General features: G+C 59.0%; 17 protein-coding genes. 13 read left to right on the plus strand and 4 right to left on the minus strand.

The genetic code is table 11. From position 1 onward, the window contains the following. Nucleotide 1: 1 nt before the first annotated feature. Nucleotides 2-1,915, plus strand: a complete 1,914-nt coding sequence (locus tag LJY18_RS20190; RefSeq protein ID WP_238043865.1) for an ATP-binding cassette domain-containing protein — start codon at nucleotides 2-4, stop codon at nucleotides 1,913-1,915. 63 nt (nucleotides 1,916-1,978) lie between these two features. After that, nucleotides 1,979-2,665: a DUF6901 family protein gene (locus LJY18_RS20195; RefSeq protein ID WP_238043866.1), complete on the plus strand. Its 687-nt coding sequence runs from the start codon at nucleotides 1,979-1,981 to the stop codon at nucleotides 2,663-2,665. A gap of 44 nt (nucleotides 2,666-2,709) precedes the next feature. On the opposite strand, the gene LJY18_RS20200 is transcribed toward LJY18_RS20195, so the two are convergent. Continuing rightward, the gene (locus LJY18_RS20200) at nucleotides 2,710-3,150 is read right to left on the minus strand and encodes a universal stress protein (RefSeq protein ID WP_238043867.1); all 441 of its coding nucleotides are present in this window, start codon (nucleotides 3,148-3,150) and stop codon (nucleotides 2,710-2,712) included. A gap of 86 nt (nucleotides 3,151-3,236) precedes the next feature. Here LJY18_RS20200 and LJY18_RS20205 point away from each other — a divergent pair, with 86 nt between their 5' ends. The 7 genes from LJY18_RS20205 (at nucleotide 3,237) to LJY18_RS20235 (ending at nucleotide 12,439) form a co-directional block, all read left to right on the plus strand. Next, nucleotides 3,237-3,674, plus strand: coding sequence for a hypothetical protein (locus LJY18_RS20205; RefSeq protein WP_238043868.1), 438 nt, complete (start codon nucleotides 3,237-3,239; stop codon nucleotides 3,672-3,674). A 1,322-nt stretch (nucleotides 3,675-4,996) separates the two neighbouring features. Further along, nucleotides 4,997-7,144 carry a fatty acid oxidation complex subunit alpha FadB gene (gene fadB, locus LJY18_RS20210; protein ID WP_238043869.1) on the plus strand — a complete coding sequence of 716 codons (2,148 nt, stop codon included), beginning with the start codon at nucleotides 4,997-4,999 and terminating at the stop codon, nucleotides 7,142-7,144. 30 nt (nucleotides 7,145-7,174) lie between these two features. Then, nucleotides 7,175-8,350, plus strand: coding sequence for an acetyl-CoA C-acyltransferase FadA (fadA, locus tag LJY18_RS20215; RefSeq protein ID WP_238043870.1), 1,176 nt, complete (start codon nucleotides 7,175-7,177; stop codon nucleotides 8,348-8,350). Nucleotides 8,351-8,428: 78 nt separating this feature from the next. Continuing rightward, nucleotides 8,429-8,665, plus strand: a complete 237-nt coding sequence (locus tag LJY18_RS20220; protein ID WP_238043872.1) for a DUF1653 domain-containing protein — start codon at nucleotides 8,429-8,431, stop codon at nucleotides 8,663-8,665. Between the two features lie 258 nt (nucleotides 8,666-8,923). Next, a complete protein-coding gene (gene topA / locus LJY18_RS20225; protein WP_238043874.1) occupies nucleotides 8,924-11,533 on the plus strand; it encodes a type I DNA topoisomerase in 2,610 nt (869 codons plus the stop codon). Nucleotides 11,534-11,609: 76 nt separating this feature from the next. Then, entirely contained in the window at nucleotides 11,610-12,128 is a 519-nt protein-coding gene (locus LJY18_RS20230; protein ID WP_238043876.1) for a DUF6586 family protein, read from the plus strand. A 77-nt stretch (nucleotides 12,129-12,205) separates the two neighbouring features. Then, the gene (locus LJY18_RS20235; RefSeq protein WP_238043878.1) at nucleotides 12,206-12,439 is read left to right on the plus strand and encodes a hypothetical protein; all 234 of its coding nucleotides are present in this window, start codon (nucleotides 12,206-12,208) and stop codon (nucleotides 12,437-12,439) included. 119 nt (nucleotides 12,440-12,558) lie between these two features. On the opposite strand, the gene sulA is transcribed toward LJY18_RS20235, so the two are convergent. Beyond that, nucleotides 12,559-13,032, minus strand: a complete 474-nt coding sequence (gene sulA / locus LJY18_RS20240; RefSeq protein ID WP_238043880.1) for an SOS-induced cell division inhibitor SulA — start codon at nucleotides 13,030-13,032, stop codon at nucleotides 12,559-12,561. 194 nt (nucleotides 13,033-13,226) lie between these two features. Further along, nucleotides 13,227-13,835 carry a transcriptional repressor LexA gene (lexA, locus tag LJY18_RS20245; RefSeq protein ID WP_238043882.1) on the minus strand — a complete coding sequence of 203 codons (609 nt, stop codon included), beginning with the start codon at nucleotides 13,833-13,835 and terminating at the stop codon, nucleotides 13,227-13,229. 268 nt (nucleotides 13,836-14,103) lie between these two features. Between lexA and LJY18_RS20250 the strand changes: the two genes are divergently transcribed. Genes LJY18_RS20250 through LJY18_RS20265 form a run of 4 tightly spaced genes read left to right on the plus strand, consistent with a single transcriptional unit; the run spans nucleotide 14,104 to nucleotide 17,153 of the window. Then, a complete protein-coding gene (locus LJY18_RS20250) occupies nucleotides 14,104-14,811 on the plus strand; it encodes a TetR/AcrR family transcriptional regulator (protein ID WP_238044167.1) in 708 nt (235 codons plus the stop codon). Between the two features lie 48 nt (nucleotides 14,812-14,859). Then, on the plus strand, nucleotides 14,860-15,381 hold the full coding sequence (locus tag LJY18_RS20255) for a L,D-transpeptidase (RefSeq protein WP_238043885.1): 522 nt from the start codon (nucleotides 14,860-14,862) through the stop codon (nucleotides 15,379-15,381). A gap of 25 nt (nucleotides 15,382-15,406) precedes the next feature. Beyond that, complete coding sequence (gene nagZ / locus LJY18_RS20260) at nucleotides 15,407-16,405, plus strand: beta-N-acetylhexosaminidase (protein WP_238044170.1); 999 nt, start codon at nucleotides 15,407-15,409, stop codon at nucleotides 16,403-16,405. A gap of 10 nt (nucleotides 16,406-16,415) precedes the next feature. Further along, nucleotides 16,416-17,153 (plus strand): S-methyl-5'-thioinosine phosphorylase, encoded by a 738-nt coding sequence (locus LJY18_RS20265; RefSeq protein WP_238043887.1) that lies wholly within the window; start codon nucleotides 16,416-16,418, stop codon nucleotides 17,151-17,153. A gap of 74 nt (nucleotides 17,154-17,227) precedes the next feature. Here the strand turns inward: LJY18_RS20265 and LJY18_RS20270 are convergent, their stop codons facing one another. Then, the gene (locus LJY18_RS20270) at nucleotides 17,228-17,767 is read right to left on the minus strand and encodes a CsiV family protein (protein ID WP_238043889.1); all 540 of its coding nucleotides are present in this window, start codon (nucleotides 17,765-17,767) and stop codon (nucleotides 17,228-17,230) included. Nucleotides 17,768-17,775 lie beyond the last annotated feature (8 nt).

Consider the following 17,775-nt stretch of genomic DNA (forward strand, 5'->3'; position numbering starts at 1 on the left):
CATGACCCTGCTTAAGTTCACCGATGTTTCCCTGGCCTACGGCGCCATGCCGCTGCTGGACAAGGTGTCTTGGCAGATTGCCCGCGGCGAGCGGGCGTGCATCATCGGCCGCAATGGCACCGGTAAATCCAGCATGTTGAAGCTGGTCAAGGGTGACCAGAAGCCCGACGACGGCTCGGTCTGGCGCGCACCGGGACTGAAGATTGGTGAATTGCCGCAGGAGCTGCCAGTTGCCGACGGACGGACAGTCTTCGATGTAGTGGCCCAGGGCCTGGACGGTGTTGGGGAACTGCTTGCGCAGTATCACCACCTGAGCCAGAACATCGTCACCGATGCCGATCTGGACAAGCTGATGCATGTCCAGCATGACCTCGAAGCCCGCGACGGATGGCGGCTGCAGCAACTGGTCGATAGCACCTTGAGTCGTTTGCAGTTGCCGGCCGACAAGACCCTGGCCGAGCTCTCCGGTGGCTGGCGTCGCCGGGTGCTGTTGGCCCAGGCGCTGGTCTCCGAACCAGATCTCCTGTTGCTCGACGAGCCAACCAACCACTTGGACATCGGCGCCATCGCCTGGCTGGAAGAGGCATTGATGGGTTTCAACGGCGCCGTGTTGTTCATTACCCATGACCGGGCTTTCCTGCAGAACCTGGCCACGCGCATCCTCGAACTGGATCGCGGCGGCTTGATCGACTGGGATGGCGACTACGCCAGTTTCCTGGTGCACAAAGAGGCCACTCTGGCCGCCGAAGAAACGGCCAACGCGCTGTTCGACAAGCGCCTGGCCCAGGAAGAGGTATGGATTCGCCAGGGCATCAAGGCGCGTCGCACCCGTAACGAAGGGCGCGTGCGGGCCTTGAAGGCCCTGCGGGTTGAGCGCAGCGAGCGTCGTGAGCGTACCGGCAAGGCCAATATCCAGCTCGATACTGCCGATAAATCCGGTAAGCAGGTGATGGTGCTGGAGGGTGTGAGTTTTGCCCATCCAGGTGGTCCGTTACTGATCAACGATTTCTCCATGGTGCTTCAGCGTGAGGACCGTATCGGCCTGCTCGGCGCCAACGGTACCGGTAAGACCACGTTGCTGAAATTGATGCTCGGCGGCTTGCAACCGAGCAGTGGCAGCGTCAAGGAGGGCACGCGCATCGACGTGGCTTACTTCGACCAGTTGCGTCATCAGCTCGACCTGGAAAAAACCGTGATCGATAACGTCGCCGAAGGCCGCGACTTCATCGATATCGATGGGCAAAGCCGGCACGTGCTGAGCTACCTGGGCGACTTCCTGTTCAGTCCGCAGCGTGCTCGCACGCCAGTCAAGGCGTTGTCCGGGGGCGAGCGTGCGCGCCTGTTACTGGCCAAGCTATTCAGTAAGCCAGCCAACCTGCTGGTACTCGACGAACCGACCAACGACCTCGACGTGGAAACCCTCGAGTTGCTTGAAGAGGTGTTGTTGACGTTCAAGGGCACCGTACTGATGGTCAGCCACGACCGGGCATTCCTCGACAATGTGGTGACCAGCACCCTGGTCTTCGAAGGCGAAGGCAAAGTTCGCGAGTACGTTGGCGGTTATCAGGACTGGCTGCGTCAAGGCGGTTCGCCGCGCTTGCTTGGGGTTGGTGAGACCAAGGGCGGTAAGGCCGAATTGGCGACAGCAGTAGTCGAAGCATCGCCTGCCCCAGCACCCGAGGTGGCTCCGGTTGCAAAGAAGAAGCTCAGCTACAAGGTGCAGCGTGAACTGGAGTTGCTTCCCGCGCAGATCGACGCGCTGGAAGTGCAGATAGCTGCATTGGAGGCGCAGATCAGTGCCCCGGCTTTTTACCAGCAATCTGCGGAAAAAAGTGCCGAGGTGTTGGCTCGTTTGCAAAGCCAGCAGCATGAACTGGATAAACTGCTGGAGCGTTGGGCTGAACTGGAAGGCTGAGCCCGACTGCCTCAGTAGCCGATTATTCCCAAGCTAAACCTCAAACGTCTGGCGGAGACACGCATGGCCATCGAGTACAGGATTACTCTCGACGATAACCACGAGTTCAGTTACAGGATCGAATTGGACCGTGTGTATGATGCCGCTCAGGCCCAGGCCGCACCCAGCTGGACGCGACTGGACTGCCAGCAGTGCAGCAATTGTCCGCTGAGCAGGAATGACTTCAGTCACTGTCCGGCAGCGGTCGATCTGCATCGGGTGATCGAGGATTTTCAAGGCCTGCCGGCCTTCAAGAAAGCCATGGTCTGGGTGCGCACGCCGGAGCGTGAGTACACCAAGCAGGTGGGCCTGGAAGAGGGGTTGCGTGCGCTGCTCGGCGTGATTATGGCAACCAGTGCTTGTCCGGTGTTGGGTAAGCTCAAGCCGATGGCGCAGAATCACTTGCCGTTTGCCAATAATCAGGAGTTCATCCTGCGCGCCGTTTCGCTGTACCTGGCGCGGCAGTACTTCAATTTCCGTGAAGGGCGTCTTGCGGACTGGGAGCTCAAGGGCTTGGTGCGCATGTTCCAGCAGTTGCAGCTGGTCAATCAGGCATTCTGGCAGCGAATTCACGACACCTGTGACGGCGACTCGAACCTCAAGGCCTTTTTGACCTTCTTTTCCATGTCCTCGAGCATGACCTACTCACTGGAAACCCAGTTGCAGAAGATCCGTCCGTTGGTCATGAGTGCGGGCGACCATTTCGAATGATCCTGGGCGAATGAGGCATGCCGCCTCATTCGCCCGGTGCACGCTTACTCGGGTTTCTTCAGGCGTACAGCCAGCACGTCGCAGGGCGCGCCGTGCAGCACGTCATTGGCAGTGGAGCCGAGCAGTAACGCCAGGCCATGACGGCCATGGCTGCCGACGATGATCAGGTCGCAGCCTTGCTCTTCGGCCAGGCGGTGTATTTCCTGGCGGGGCTGGCCGTAGGCCAGATGGCGTTGATCTGCGCCCAGGTCGGGATATTTACCGGCAAAGCTGTCCAGGCGTTCGCGGGCTTGCTCGAATTGCTGCTGTTGCAGCATCGACAAATCCATGGGCACATCACCGCCAAACGCCATGGCCATGGGTTCGACAATATGGACCACGGATAATTTTGCGTGTGTGCTCGAGGCCAGCTTCTGTGCGCGCTTCATGACGGGGTCGCATTCTTCGGTTAGGTCGACAGCGACCAGAATGTGCTGGTAAGGCATTGGTGGATCCTTCTAAGGGTGACCGATGGTGATAAGTATGGCCGCATTGAGCGCTTGTAACAGGGTTATACCAGCGAGATAAATTTATGCCCACATGGATCATATTGTTGCTTCTGGCTTCTGTGCTTAGCCCACTGGCCATGCTGATGCCGTCGCGGCGACAGCGTGGGCGGATGGATGTGCGTTTGCAAGCTCGACGCATGGGGTTGGCGATGCAGTTGTCGCGCGAGCAGTGGCCGCACTGGTTGGCCGTTGAGCCGCCAGGCCAGTGCCCGCAATATCACCGGGCGCGGCTTCGTGGGCATGAGGATTGCTGGTGCTACTGGCAGGCTGAGCCCGGTCAGTGGCTGAATCGATGGCGCGAGCCTTGTGTCGATGCGCCGTTGGCCGAGCAATTGACCAGCCTTCCGGTCGATGTGTACAAGGTCGAGGCAACCGCGCAGATGATTGCGCTGTATTGGGGGGAGCGGGAGGCGCCTGACGCGCTGCAGAAGATTGCCAGTTTCTTGCTGGCGCGTGCTTGAGGGCCGCTCACCGAACCATCTGGTTGTCAGGCAATGAACAAAGAAAACCCGACGCAAGCATCGGGCAATAAATGTGGCCAGGCAGGCCGGGAAAGTCGGATGGGCCATGCGCCGAGTGCACCCTGGCTCTGCGCTGCATGTCCGTGTAGTGGATGGGGCCTCTCCAGGCCTGTACACGATGCAGTCGGCATAGGTGTTGGTCGGGATGACGCGCTGGTTACTTTGTAAGTGCGCAGTGATTTATCAATATAGCGCCATATGCTGCTGACGCGGCCCGGTTTCTCGATTTAGCTGTATGGCGCCTGGCACAGTGCAATTGTTGTCAGTTGCTGACTGCCCGCTCGGCTGCCTGCCGCACGCCAGTTATCCCTTGGGTTGCAGTGCACGGGTTGCCGCTGATGGCGTTGCAATTGTTATTCGTGCTGAGAGCGCAATGCTTTCGGTCTTCGTCGGGTCTGTTGGTGAGCGCCTCCTATGCTGACTGGCCTCGCTCGGCGACTGGTTGCCTGATCGGCTAATCCGTTTATTCAAGATCTCAAACCTATCCAGAGTCTGCTATGGCCGACTCCGGCGTGATGCTGTGTGCGGTGCCACGCCTAGCGTGATAACCCTTCCCGGGCTGCTCTGCGCTTGTTGTGCCGAGACGCAAGGCGCCTCGGGGTGTATGGACGTGTGTGCAGCGCCTTGATCGTCTTCCATGCCGTTGCAGGTTTTTTATCGTGCGGTTAGGCATTGTTGATGCGGTCTCGGCCGGGTGCAATAGGGCTAGTCGGCACGGGTGCGGAGCTTGACACTGGGTGTGTGTAGACGAGCAGGGCGATGAGTAAAGTGGCCGGGAGGCAGTGGCTGGATATGGGCAGGATGCCCTGACGGGCTTCGATTTATGGTGGTTGGTTCATGCACTCTGACCGTCCGTATTGCGACCAGTGTTTCGGTTGGGAGGCTTTTTGGCGGCGATGTGGCGGATCATGAATGTCGGTTAATAATCTGTAATTACCGGATTATCGGCGCCAATCGCCATGTTATTGCGTCGATATGTGCCGATTAATCAAGGGTTATTCTCATTCAGTCTGTCACTGATGGGTACAGCTGCAAGCGACCAATTGACAATTTGCAGCTTTTCCTTGAAGGTGGGCGCACCCGAATCAAACGGGCGTATGAATTGAGTGTTTGCTTAAAAATGCAGCACCAATTCAGTCCGACTATCGCATCGGCGGGTGTGCCAGGCTCATAGGGCTACTCTGAAACGGCTGAGCCGTGGGGTAGCAAGCTGGTTGGCTCCGATGTGTACTGTTTAGCTTCCATACCGTGGAGATCAGTTGATGATTTACGAAGGTAAAGCCATCACGGTTAAGGCTCTTGAGAGCGGCATCGTCGAATTGAAATTCGACCTCAAGGGTGAATCCGTCAACAAGTTCAACCGTCAAACCCTCAACGAATTGCGTCAGTCGGTTGATGCAATCAAGGCTGATGGTTCGATCAAAGGCGTGATTGTCACCAGTGGCAAAGACGTATTTATCGTCGGCGCCGACATCACCGAGTTCGTCGACAACTTCAAGTTGCCGGATGCAGAGCTGGTGGCTGGCAACCTCGAAGCCAACAAGATCTTCAGTGATTTTGAAGACCTCAGTGTGCCGACTGTGGTCGCAATCAATGGCATCGCCTTGGGCGGTGGTTTTGAAATGTGCCTGGCCGCGGATTACCGCGTCATGGTCGACAGCGCCAAAGTGGGCCTGCCGGAAGTCAAGCTGGGCCTGTACCCAGGTTTCGGTGGCACTGTGCGCCTGCCGCGTTTGATCGGTACCGACAACGCGGTCGAGTGGATTGCCTCGGGCAAAGAGAACCGTGCAGACGATGCCCTGAAAGTGGGTGCGGTCGATGCCGTAGTGGTCGCCGACAAGCTCCAGGCCGCTGCGCTGGACCTGGTCAAGCGCGCTATCTCCGGCGAACTGGACTACAAGGCCAAGCGTCAGCCGAAGCTGGATAAGCTCAAGCTGAATGCCATCGAACAGATGATGTGCTTCGAAACCGCCAAGGGCTTCGTTGCAGGCCAGGCCGGTCCGAACTATCCGGCCCCGGTCGAAGCGATCAAGACCATTCAGAAAGCTGCCAACTTCAGCCGTGACAAGGCGCTGGAAGTGGAAGCCGCCGGTTTCGTCAAACTGGCCAAAACCCCGGTTGCCGCCAGCCTGATCGGGCTGTTCCTGAATGATCAGGAGCTGAAGAAAAAAGCCAAGCAGTACGACGAAATCGCCAAAGACGTGAAGCTGGCCGCCGTTCTTGGTGCCGGCATCATGGGGGGCGGTATCGCCTACCAGTCGGCGGTCAAGGGTACGCCGATCCTGATGAAGGATATCCGTGAAGACGGTATCCAGATGGGTCTGAACGAAGCCTCCAAGTTGCTCGGCAATCGTGTGGCCAAGGGCCGCCTGACCCCCGCGAAGATGGCCGAAGCCCTCAACGCCATCCGTCCGACCCTGTCCTATGGCGATTTCGGTAACGTCGACATCGTCGTCGAAGCCGTGGTCGAGAATCCCAAGGTCAAGCAAGCGGTCCTGGCCGAAGTGGAAGGGGTGGTGAAGGACGATGCAATTCTCGCCTCCAACACCTCGACCATTTCCATCAGCCTGCTGGCCAAGGCGCTCAAGCGTCCGGAAAACTTCGTCGGAATGCACTTCTTCAACCCGGTGCACATGATGCCGCTGGTTGAAGTCATCCGTGGTGAGAAGTCCAGCGAGGTGGCGGTTGCCACTACCGTGGCTTACGCCAAGAAGATGGGCAAGACCCCGGTTGTGGTCAACGACTGCCCGGGCTTCCTGGTCAACCGTGTGCTGTTTCCGTACTTCGGCGGTTTCTCCAAACTGCTTGAGCTCGGTGTCGACTTCGTGCGCATCGACAAGGTGATGGAGAAGTTCGGCTGGCCCATGGGCCCGGCGTACCTCTCCGATGTGGTCGGTATCGATACCGGTCATCACGGTCGTGACGTGATGGCCGAAGGCTTCCCGGATCGCATGGCGGTCGAAGGCCGTACCGCGGTCGACGTGATGTATGAAGCGGATCGCCTGGGCCAGAAGAACGGCAAAGGTTTCTACTCGTACGAAATGGACAAGCGTGGCAAGCCGAAGAAGGTCATCGACCCTGTGGCTTATGAGTTGCTCAAGTCCATCGTCACCGAGCAGCGTGAAGTGTCCGATGAAGACATCGTCAACTTCATGATGATCCCGCTGTGTCTGGAAACCGTTCGTTGCCTGGAAGACGGTATCGTCGAGACTGCTGCCGAGGCCGATATGGGTCTGATCTACGGTATTGGCTTCCCGCCGTTCCGTGGTGGCGCACTGCGTTACATCGACAGCGTCGGTGTCGCCGAATTCGTGACCCTGGCCGACAAGTACGCCGATCTGGGCGCGCTGTACACCCCGACTGCCAAGCTTCGCGAAATGGCCGCCAACGGCCAGAAGTTTTTCGGTTAATCGCGGACAGACTAGAGCGAGAGTGAATTTATGAGCCTGAATCCTAGAGATGCAGTGATCGTCGACTTCGGTCGTACCCCTATGGGACGTTCCAAGGGCGGCATGCATCGCAACACCCGTGCCGAAACACTGTCGGCCAACCTGATCAGCGGCTTGCTGACACGCAACACCAAGGTCGATCCGGCCGAAGTGGAAGACGTGATCTGGGGGTGCGTCAACCAGACCCTGGAACAGGGCTGGAACATCGCGCGCATGGCGTCGCTGATGACCCAGATCCCGCACACCAGCGCTGCGCAGACGGTCAGCCGTCTGTGTGGGTCCTCCATGAGCGCGCTGCACACTGCCGTGCAGGCGATCCAGACCGGCAACGGCGACGTGTTCGTCATCGGTGGTGTGGAGCACATGGGCCACGTCGGCATGATGCATGGCGTCGATCCGAACCCGCACCTGTCGCTGTATGCCGCCAAGGCGTCCGGCATGATGGGTCTGACCGCGGAAATGCTTGGCAAGATGCACGGTATTAGCCGCGAGCAGCAGGACGCTTTTGGTGAGCGTTCGCACCGCCTGGCGCACAAGGCTACCGTCGAAGGCAAGTTCAAGGATGAAATCATCCCGATGCAAGGCTACGACGAGAACGGCTTCCTGAAAGTCTTCGACTACGACGAAACCATTCGTCCTGAGACCACCCTGGAAAGCCTGGCTGCCCTGAAGCCGGCGTTCAATCCGAAAGGCGGCACCGTGACTGCGGGTACTTCCTCGCAAATCACCGACGGCGCTTCCTGCATGATCGTCATGTCTGCCCAGCGCGCCCAGGATCTGGGCATTCAGCCGATGGCCGTGATACGTGCCATGGCGGTCGCTGGTGTCGATCCGGCGATCATGGGTTACGGTCCGGTGCCGGCCACCCAGAAAGCTCTCAAGCGGGCTGGTCTGACCATCAATGACATCGACTTCTTCGAGCTCAACGAAGCCTTCGCGGCCCAGGCACTGCCTGTGCTGAAGGATCTGAAAGTGCTCGACAAGATGGAAGAGAAGGTCAACCTGCACGGCGGTGCGATTGCGCTTGGTCACCCATTCGGTTGTTCCGGTGCGCGTATCTCCGGTACCCTGTTGAATGTGATGAAGCAGAACGGTGGCACTTTTGGTGTGTCGACCATGTGCATCGGCCTGGGTCAGGGCATCACTACCGTCTTCGAACGCCTCTAAGCGTTTGTGGGCGTAAAACCGGGGCCTAGTGCCCCGGTTTTTGTTTGTCGGCGGGAAAAAAATTCAAGGAATTTAGCGATGCAAATTCAGCCCGGCCTTTATCGCCACTACAAGGGGCCCGAGTACCGCGTATTTGGCTTGGCCCGGCATTCCGAGACAGAACAGCAACTAGTGGTCTATCAGGCGCTATACGGCGATTACGGCTTGTGGGTGCGCCCGCTGGAGATGTTTTGCGAAAGCGTCGAAGTGGACGGCGAACGGGTGCCACGTTTTGCTCTGATTGAGGCCGAAACAAGCCTTTTCGGCCGGCCCTGAACGCAGGTTGCGTTATTGCTGCGCTTGACCTCAGCCTGAACGCCACTATATATAGCGGTGCCGCGCTGGCCGGCTGGTGAAAAAACCATGTGTGGGATCGTGCAGCGTTGAATGCGGCCACAGAATGCTTCTTTGCAGCATGTAAACTCCGCTTCTTCGGTTGAATTCACCTCGCCAGTGATTGGCGCGCACTATTTTCAGCAGTCTGTATGGCGCCTCTCGCCTTTCATTTATCGAATTTCAGGAAACTTCCAATCCATGGGCAAATCGCTGGTCATCGTGGAATCCCCGGCCAAGGCCAAGACCATCAACAAGTATCTGGGTGACCAGTACGTGGTGAAGTCGAGCATCGGCCACATCCGTGACCTGCCTACCAGCGGCTCGGCAAGTGCTGCCAAGGAACCCGTCAAGCGGGGCAAGGCGGCGGCTGGTGAAGTGCCGGCGTTGACGCCCAAGGAAAAGGCCAAGCGCCAACTGGTGGCGCGCATGGGGGTCGACCCCGAACATGGCTGGAAGGCCAAGTACGAAATTCTCCCGGGCAAGGAAAAGGTTGTCGAAGAACTGCGCCGGTTGGCCAAGGATGCCGACACCATCTATCTCGCAACCGACTTGGATCGCGAGGGGGAAGCTATTGCCTGGCACCTGCGCGAATCCATTGGTGGTGATGAAAGCCGCTACAAGCGCGTGGTATTCAACGAGATCACCAAAAAGGCCATTCAAGAGGCCTTTTCCAAACCGGGCGAGCTGGACATCAATCGGGTCAATGCCCAGCAAGCACGGCGCTTCCTCGACCGTGTAGTGGGCTACATGGTCTCACCATTGCTGTGGGCCAAGATTGCACGTGGTCTTTCCGCGGGCCGGGTGCAGTCGGTGGCCGTGAAGTTGGTGGTCGAGCGCGAGAAAGAGATCCGCGCCTTCGTTCCTGAAGAATATTGGGAAGTGCACGCCGATCTCGGCACGGCCAAGGGTGCCAATGTGCGCTTCGAGGTGGCCCGCGAAAACGGTGCTGCCTTCAAGCCGCTGAACGAGGCTCAGGCGATGGCTGCCCTGGCCACGCTCGAAGCGTCCAGCTACAGCATTACCAAGCGTGAAGACAAGCCGACCAGCAGCAAACCTTCGGCACCGTTCATCACGTCTACCCTGCAGCAGGCGGCGAGCAACCGCCTGGGCTTCGGGGTGAAGAAGACCATGATGATGGCCCAGCGTCTGTATGAGGCCGGTTACATAACCTACATGCGTACCGATTCGACCAACCTGTCGGCTGATGCCGTGAGCATGGTGCGTGACTTCATTGAAGGCGAGTTCGGCAAGAAATACCTGCCGGCCAATCCGATTGCCTACAGCAGCAAGGAAGGGGCCCAGGAGGCGCACGAGGCGATTCGTCCGTCTGATGTCAACCTCAAGCCAACCCAGCTAGTCAAAATGGAACGTGACGCAGAGCGCCTGTATGAGCTGATCTGGCGCCAGTTCGTGGCGTGCCAGATGCCGCCTGCCGAGTACCTGTCGACTACCGTGACCGTCACTGCAGCGCAGTTTGAGTTGCGCGCCAAGGGCCGCATTCTCAAGTTCGACGGTTACACCCGGGTATTGCCGCAAATGAGCAAGCCGGGCGACGACGGTGTCTTGCCGGACATGGCCCCGGGGGATGCGATCAAGCTGGTAAAACTCGACCCGAGTCAGCATTTCACCAAGCCGCCTGCACGTTATTCGGAAGCCAGCCTGGTCAAGGAGATGGAGAAGCGCGGTATTGGTCGTCCGTCGACCTATGCGGCGATCATCTCGACCATTCAGGATCGCGGCTATGTCGCCCTGCACAACCGGCGTTTCTATTCGGAAAAGATGGGCGACATCGTTACCGGACGCCTGAGTGAAAGTTTCTCCAACCTGATGGACTACGGCTTTACTGCCGGCATGGAAGAGAACCTGGACGATGTGGCCCAGGGCGAGCGCGAGTGGAAGCATGTGCTCGACGAGTTCTACGGCGACTTCAAGAAGAAACTCGAAGTGGCCGAGGCCAGCGACAGCGGCATGCGCGCCAATCTGCCGACGCCGACCGATATCCCATGCCGGGAGTGCGGTCGGCCGATGATGATTCGGACCGCCTCCACCGGGGTCTTCCTCGGTTGCTCCGGGTATGCCCTGCCGCCGAAAGAACGCTGCAAGTCGACCATCAACCTGGTGCCTGGCGATGAAATCGCCGCAGACGATGAGGGTGAGTCGGAATCGCTGGTGCTGCTCGGCAAGCATCGCTGCCAGAAGTGCGGCACCGCCATGGATGCCTACCTGCTCGACGAGACCCGCAAGCTGCATATCTGCGGTAACAACCCGGATTGCACGGGCTACGAGATCGAGCAGGGTCAATACCGGATCAAGGGTTACGAAGGCCCAAGTCTGGAGTGCGACAAGTGCGGCAGCCAGATGCAGCTGAAGACCGGGCGTTTCGGCAAGTTTTTCGGTTGCACCAACGCTGAGTGCAAGAACACCCGCAAACTGCTGAAAAGCGGTGAGGCTGCTCCGCCGAAGATGGATCCGGTGAAGATGCCGGAGCTCAAGTGCGAGAAGGTCAATGACACCTATATCTTGCGCGACGGCGCGGCGGGCTTGTTCCTGGCGGCCAGTCAGTTCCCGAAAAATCGCGAGACCCGTGCGCCGCTGGTGCTGGAGCTGATCCCGCACAAGGACGAGATCGACCCTAAGTATCACTTCCTCTGTGATGCGCCAAAGAAAGACCCTGAGGGTCGCGCAGCGGTCATTCGCTTCAGTCGCAAGACCAAAGAGCAGTACGTGCAGACTGAAGTCGATGGCAAGCCTACCGGCTGGCGTGCCTTCTATGATGGCGGCAAGTGGAAGGTCGAAGAGAAGCATTGATCGGGACAGGGTGCGCGCCTGCAGGCAGCAGGCGCGCGTATAGTGGCCTGATCGGTCTGTAGTGGAGGGCGCCTTGATGGCCCATGAACTGTACACCCGTACCAACCAGAAACTCTTCTATGCCGGTCTGTCGCTGGAGTCCTGGCGCGCCGCGCAGGAGGGGCGAGCAGTCAACTCTTTGGCCCTGATACAGGCTGAGCGTGAGGCCGCGCTATTCCATCTCTATGGGGCGCTGCTGGGGCTGTGTCATGAGATCGCCGGTTACTACCGCCTGCCTGAAAGTAATACACCACGAGCCGAGCAGTTGCTGGATAAGGCGCTGCTGGATGCTGCCCCCAGCCCTGAGTTGGCCGAGCTTGTCGAGTTGGCGCAGCAGCCGGAAACCTGGCTGGCTCAGTTGCTGCAGGCATATGGCGAGCTGTTTCAGCCACCTCAGGCGGCGAAAAAGGTCAAGGTTGACCCGCGCACTCCCTTGATTGTGGCAGTCAGCCTGGATCAGGAGGAGCCACCACTGGCGCGTGAAACGCTGGAGGTTTGGCGGCAGGAGTTGAAGGGGTTGGCCAAGCGCTTTCGTGATTCGTTGAGTGAGTGGTGAGTCGAGTTTGGATAAGCGGGCTAGGGTGAGCCTTGGTCGACTGTTACAATGCCGGCCTTTCGTGGAGAACCAGCCCTATGCCTACATCCTACCTTGAGATCGTCGAGTTGCCCGATGGGCGCATTGCACTGCGTCGTGCAGACGACGAAGAAACCCTGGTGGTGCTGGACTTTTCCGCTGATGCCAAGGAGTTCCTGCAGGGGCAGCACGTCGAGGTAGCCAAGGCTATGCTCAGTGTCGGTGTGCAAATGGCCGGGAAGTTGGCTGAAGGTGACTTTGACCACGCACAAGGCCCGCGCGTGCTGCATTGAATGCGGCTGTGTTGTATCGACGCTGATATGGTTGTTGGCAGCTGGGTCTAGTGGCGGATTTATGTGCCTGGTTGATGGTATCGTCTCGTGCACAGTCCTTGTGCCATTACTCGCGAATTTTACCCAAGGCTGATGTTCAGGCTTTGCGCCTTGCCTTGTCGTGCGGCCTGCTCCAGTTGCTCCCGAGCATAATGTTCAAGAGGGTGAAGCCAGCTAACGACGGTATGGCTACGGCCCAGTTTCAGTGCCTCCTGAGCCAGTTGTAAGGCACTTTGTTTGCCGCGGGGATGGAGTAACAGAATGCGCTCGCGGTTGAGCCCGGCTTCGCGCAGCCAGGTTTGCGTCAGGCTGCTGGGCGGGGCGATCAGGCTCAGCCAGCGCGCATCGTTATTCTGGCTCAGCTCGCGGAGAATTGGTGCGAGCAAGTTCAGGCAGTGACCTGCAGCGCCACGTAGCGACATTTCACTGAAGGCTTCGGGGTTCTCCTGCCAAGGTGACTCCACTACCGGGTTCAGCAGCGGCGTCACTGTTGAGGCCATGAGCCCGTCGAACAGCGGCAACTGTGTACGCTTTAGCGATTGCGGGAACTGCATAAAACCTCCTCTGGCAGGTGCTGGGAAAACGACCTGCGCATGCCCTCGTGGTGTCAACGATCGTGGGGTTGAAACGGCCTCGCAGACCTTGGCGTGTCCCGTTCCAGCGCACCCAGTCTGGGCGAGTGGTGCGCGGTGGGCGTTTGTTTGTCCTTACTTGTCGGTACTGCATTGCCCTGGGTTGTAGGGGCTAGCTAGCGCCGGATAACGCCGACGCTCAACCCTTCGATAATCAACTCTTGTTCTTCCAGGTTCACTTCAATCGGGGCGAACTCGGAATTTTCAGCAATAAGCCAGACCTTGTTCCCTTCGCGCTTGAAGCGTTTCACCGTCACTTCGTCATCGATGCGAGCTACCACTACCTGCCCGTTGCGTGCTTCACGGGTGGTATGCACGGCCAGCAGGTCACCGTCGAGTATGCCAATGTCCTTCATGCTCATGCCGCGCACCCGTAGCAGGTAGTCGGCCTTGGGGTGGAAGAACTCGGGGTTGATCCGGCATGAGTCTTCAATATTCTGTTGCGCTAGAATGGGCGCGCCGGCGGCGACGCGGCCGATCACGGGTAAGCCTTCTTCCGTGTTGTTGGGTTCGTAGCCGGGAATGCGGATGCCACGTGAGGCGCCTGGGGTCATTTCGATGGCCCCTTTGCGGGCCAGGGCCTTGAGGTGCTCCTCGGCGGCATTGGGTGACTTGAAGCCAAGTGCCTGAGCGATTTCCGCACGGGTTGGCGGGTAGCCGTTGTCGTCAAGGCAGTGCTTGATGAAGGCGAGAATTTCAGCTTGGCGTGGCGTCAGTTTCAGCATGTCGGACTCTGTTTTTTTATACAGTGACTGGGATTATATACAGTAGGCAGGGGTTGGCAATCCTCCTTTCTCCCTTCTTCGCTGAATTCGCTGCTAGCGGTATCAGTCTTTCTACGCGTTACTTGGTTGATGGCAAGTGCGCCAGCGCTGGGTCAGGCCTTGTCAGCTGTGGATGCATGACCGCCCGGCCAAAAAATGGCTGACGCGACTTGACAAAGTGGCAGGTCGAAACGTATGTTTCAAACAAGTGTTTGTCAGGTGGATAGTGATGGCTCAGTCGGAAACCGTTGAACGCATTCTCGATGCGGCGGAGCAATTGTTCGCAGAGAAAGGTTTTGCGGAAACTTCATTGCGGCTGATTACCGGCAAGGCTGGGGTCAACCTGGCCGCGGTGAATTATCATTTTGGCTCCAAGAAAGCACTGATTCAGGCCGTGTTTTCCCGTTTCCTCGGCCCGTTCTGCAGCAGTCTCGAACGAGAGCTCGATCGCCGTCAGGCCAAGCAGGAGACTAAGGTCAGTCTTGAGGAGTTGCTTGAGTTGCTGGTCGATCAGGCGCTGGCCGTGAAACCGCGTAGTGGTAACGATTTGTCGATATTCATGCGCCTGTTGGGTTTGGCCTTCAGTCAGAGTCAGGGCCACCTGCGCAAGTATATGGAAGAGGTGTACGGCAAGGTCTTTCGCCGTTACATGCTCTTGGTGCATGAATCCGCACCGCGTATCCCACCGCTTGAGCTGTTCTGGCGCGTGCATTTCATGCTCGGCGCTGCGGCGTTCAGCATGTCCGGGATCAAGGCGTTGCGCGCCATGGCCGAGACCGATTTTGGGGTTAATACGTCGATCGAACAGGTCATGCGCATGATGGTGCCGTTCCTTGCGGCCGGCATGCGTTCGGAAAGCGGCTTGAGCGATGAAGCCCTCGCAACTGCCCAGCTCAAGCCGCGAGTCAAGAGCGCTGGCCTTCTCGCCAAGGTTTGATACTGCGCTGGTGGGCTTGGCCAGCCCGATCCGCTAAGCTAGTCGCCCATGCGCGACCTCGACTTTCTGCATATCTCTCTTGCTGATCAGTGCCTGTACGGCTTTGCCGACGGGCAGCTGTTATTGCGCCTGCCTGTGTCTACCGCCCTCAATGGTCCAGGCGAGCTCAATGGCTCCGGCTGCACGCCGCGCGGAATGCATCGAGTACGGGCGAAGATCGGCGAAGGCTTGCCGCTGAGTGCGGTATTGCGGGGCCGGCGTTGGACTGGCGAGCTCTGGTCGCCAACGCTGGCTGCTCAGTTTCCCGGGCGCGACTGGATTCTCACGCGAATCATCTGGCTCAGTGGCTGTGAGGTGGGGCGCAATCGACTGGGGGAGGTCGATACCTTCCGTCGTTATATCTATTTACACGGCACGCCGGACACTGAGCCCATGGGTGTGCCACGCTCCCACGGTTGTGTACGGCTGCGTAATGCCGATCTACTGTCGCTGTTCCCGCTCGTCCCTGTTCAATGTGTCGTGCAGATCGACGAGGCGTCATGTCCAGTCTGGGCGGCGGCGACACTCTAGTTAAGGATTATTTGTGAGTTCACCCATGCAAGGCTCATTGATGCTGGACATCGCCGGCACCTGGTTGACCGCCGAGGATCGGCAGATTCTGCGCCAGCCCGAAGTGGCTGGCTTGATCCTGTTCGGGCGCAATATCGAGCACCCGCAGCAGGTGCGCGAGCTGTCGGCCGCGATTCGTGCGGTACGGCCGGATCTGCTTCTGGCGGTCGATCAGGAGGGTGGCCGGGTACAGCGTTTGCGCCAGGGTTTTGTGCGATTGCCGGCGATGCGCGCAATTGCCGATAACACCAATGCTGTTGTCTTGGCCGAGCACTGCGGCTGGTTGATGGCCACGGAAGTGTTGGCGGTGGGGCTGGATCTGAGCTTTGCGCCGGTGCTGGATCTGGATCATCAGCGCAGTGCCGTGGTTGGCAGTCGGGCCTTTGAAACCGATGCACAGCGCGCCACCCAGCTGGCGGCTGCTTTTATTCGCGGAATGAGCGCGGCGGGTATGGCTGCGACCGGTAAGCATTTTCCCGGGCATGGCTGGGCCGAAGCCGATTCCCATGTGGCGATTCCAGTCGATGAGCGCAGCCTCGAACAGATTCGCGCCAGCGATCTGCAGCCGTTCGCTCACTTGAGCCGGCAGTTGGCCGCGGTGATGCCGGCGCACGTGATCTACCCGCAGGTCGATGACCAGCCTGCCGGCTTCTCGCGGCGCTGGCTGCAGGAGATTTTGCGTGGAGAGTTGCAGTTTACTGGGGTGATTTTCAGCGATGATTTGTCGATGGCGGGGGCTCATGTGGTGGGCGATGCAGCTTGTCGCATTGAGGCGGCGCTAACGGCAGGCTGCGACATGGGCTTGGTCTGCAATGATCGCGCTGCCGCCGAGTTGGCGCTGAGCGCATTACAGCGTTTACAGGTTGTCACGCCGCCAAGTCTGGCGCGTATGCGTCGTCAGGCTTTCCCTGGTACGGAATACCGGCAGAGCCCGCGATGGCTGGAAGCAGTCGGCGCATTACGCGCCGCGCAATTAATTGATTGAGGAGAGTTTGATGACTGTCTACGCCATCATCGGCGGTACTGGCTTGACCCAGCTGGATGGGCTGACCATCAAAGCTGCGCTGCATGTCGACACACCCTACGGCGCTCCTTCGGCGCCGATATTGCGAGGTGAGTATGCCGGTGGGGAAGTGTTGTTTCTTGCCCGTCATGGTCATCCGCACCGGATCCCACCGCATCAGGTGAACTATCGCGCCAATCTCTGGGCGCTGAGGCAGTCGGGCGCCAAGGCGATTATTGCGGTAAATGCGGTTGGTGGCATCGAGGCGGCCATGGGCACTGGACACTTCTGTCTGCCGCACCAGGTCATCGACTACACCTCCGGGCGTGCGCACACTTTTTATGAGGGGGAGTTGGAGCATGTCACCCACGTGGATTTCAGCCACCCCTACGATGCCGAACTGCGGGAAAAACTAGCCGCGGCGCTGGTTGCCGAGCACTGCGCATTCAGTGACCGGGGTGTCTATGGTTGCACCCAGGGTCCGCGCCTGGAGACGGTTGCCGAGATCGCCCGGATGGAGCGTGACGGTTGCGATATCGTCGGTATGACCGGGATGCCGGAGGCGGTGCTGGCGCGCGAGCTGGCGTTGCCTTATGCCTGTCTGGCGTTGGTGGTGAACCCGGCAGCGGGGAAGTCCGATGCATTGATCACCATGGCTGCTATCGAGCGCGCTTTGGACGAGGGTATGGGCCGGGTCAAGGCCGTATTGGCCCATGTGCTGGCCGGCTGAGCATACTGGCTGTGAATAAAAAGGGTCGCTATCGCGACCCTTTTTTTGTGCAGGCAAGGCGCTACGGGTACCGATTAAAGCGGGCTGATGCGCACCAGCAGGCCGAGGCTGCCGTGATCGAGGAAGGTCAGTTCGCCGCTTTGCAGGTGGGCGCTGTATTTGAGCAGTTCGCTGCTGCTCAGCGCGCCGCTGTCATCGAATCGATTGACCCACAGGTTGGCGTCCAGGTCGATGAGGCGATCCTGCTTGAGCTTCAGGGTGCCTTCTAACGGGAAATGCCCGAACTGTTCAGTACCCGTGCTCAGCGCCACGCTGCTGGGGCTGGCGCCGATGTTCTGTGCCCAGGCTTTGTGCAGCAGCACTAGATAGCCGTTCGCAGGCGTGAGTTTGCCCGCTTCATTGTTCAGTGAGGTGGTGCGCTCCTGGTTGGGGTCGATCGGCAATGCGCCTTGTGCCCAGTCGTCGGGGGCGGGGCGGGCGGCGGGCAGCTGTTGGGTTGTTTGCCGGAAGACGATGACTTCAACCTGATACAGAGTCTCGGCAACGGCGGCAGTGCTGCTCAGTAGCGAGAATAGGATAAGCGGCAGCAAAGCCAGGGTGCGGCGCGCGCGCATGGGTCAGT

The sequence above is a fragment of the Pseudomonas sp. MMS21 TM103 genome (assembly GCF_022132145.1).
Taxonomy (GTDB): domain Bacteria; phylum Pseudomonadota; class Gammaproteobacteria; order Pseudomonadales; family Pseudomonadaceae; genus Aquipseudomonas.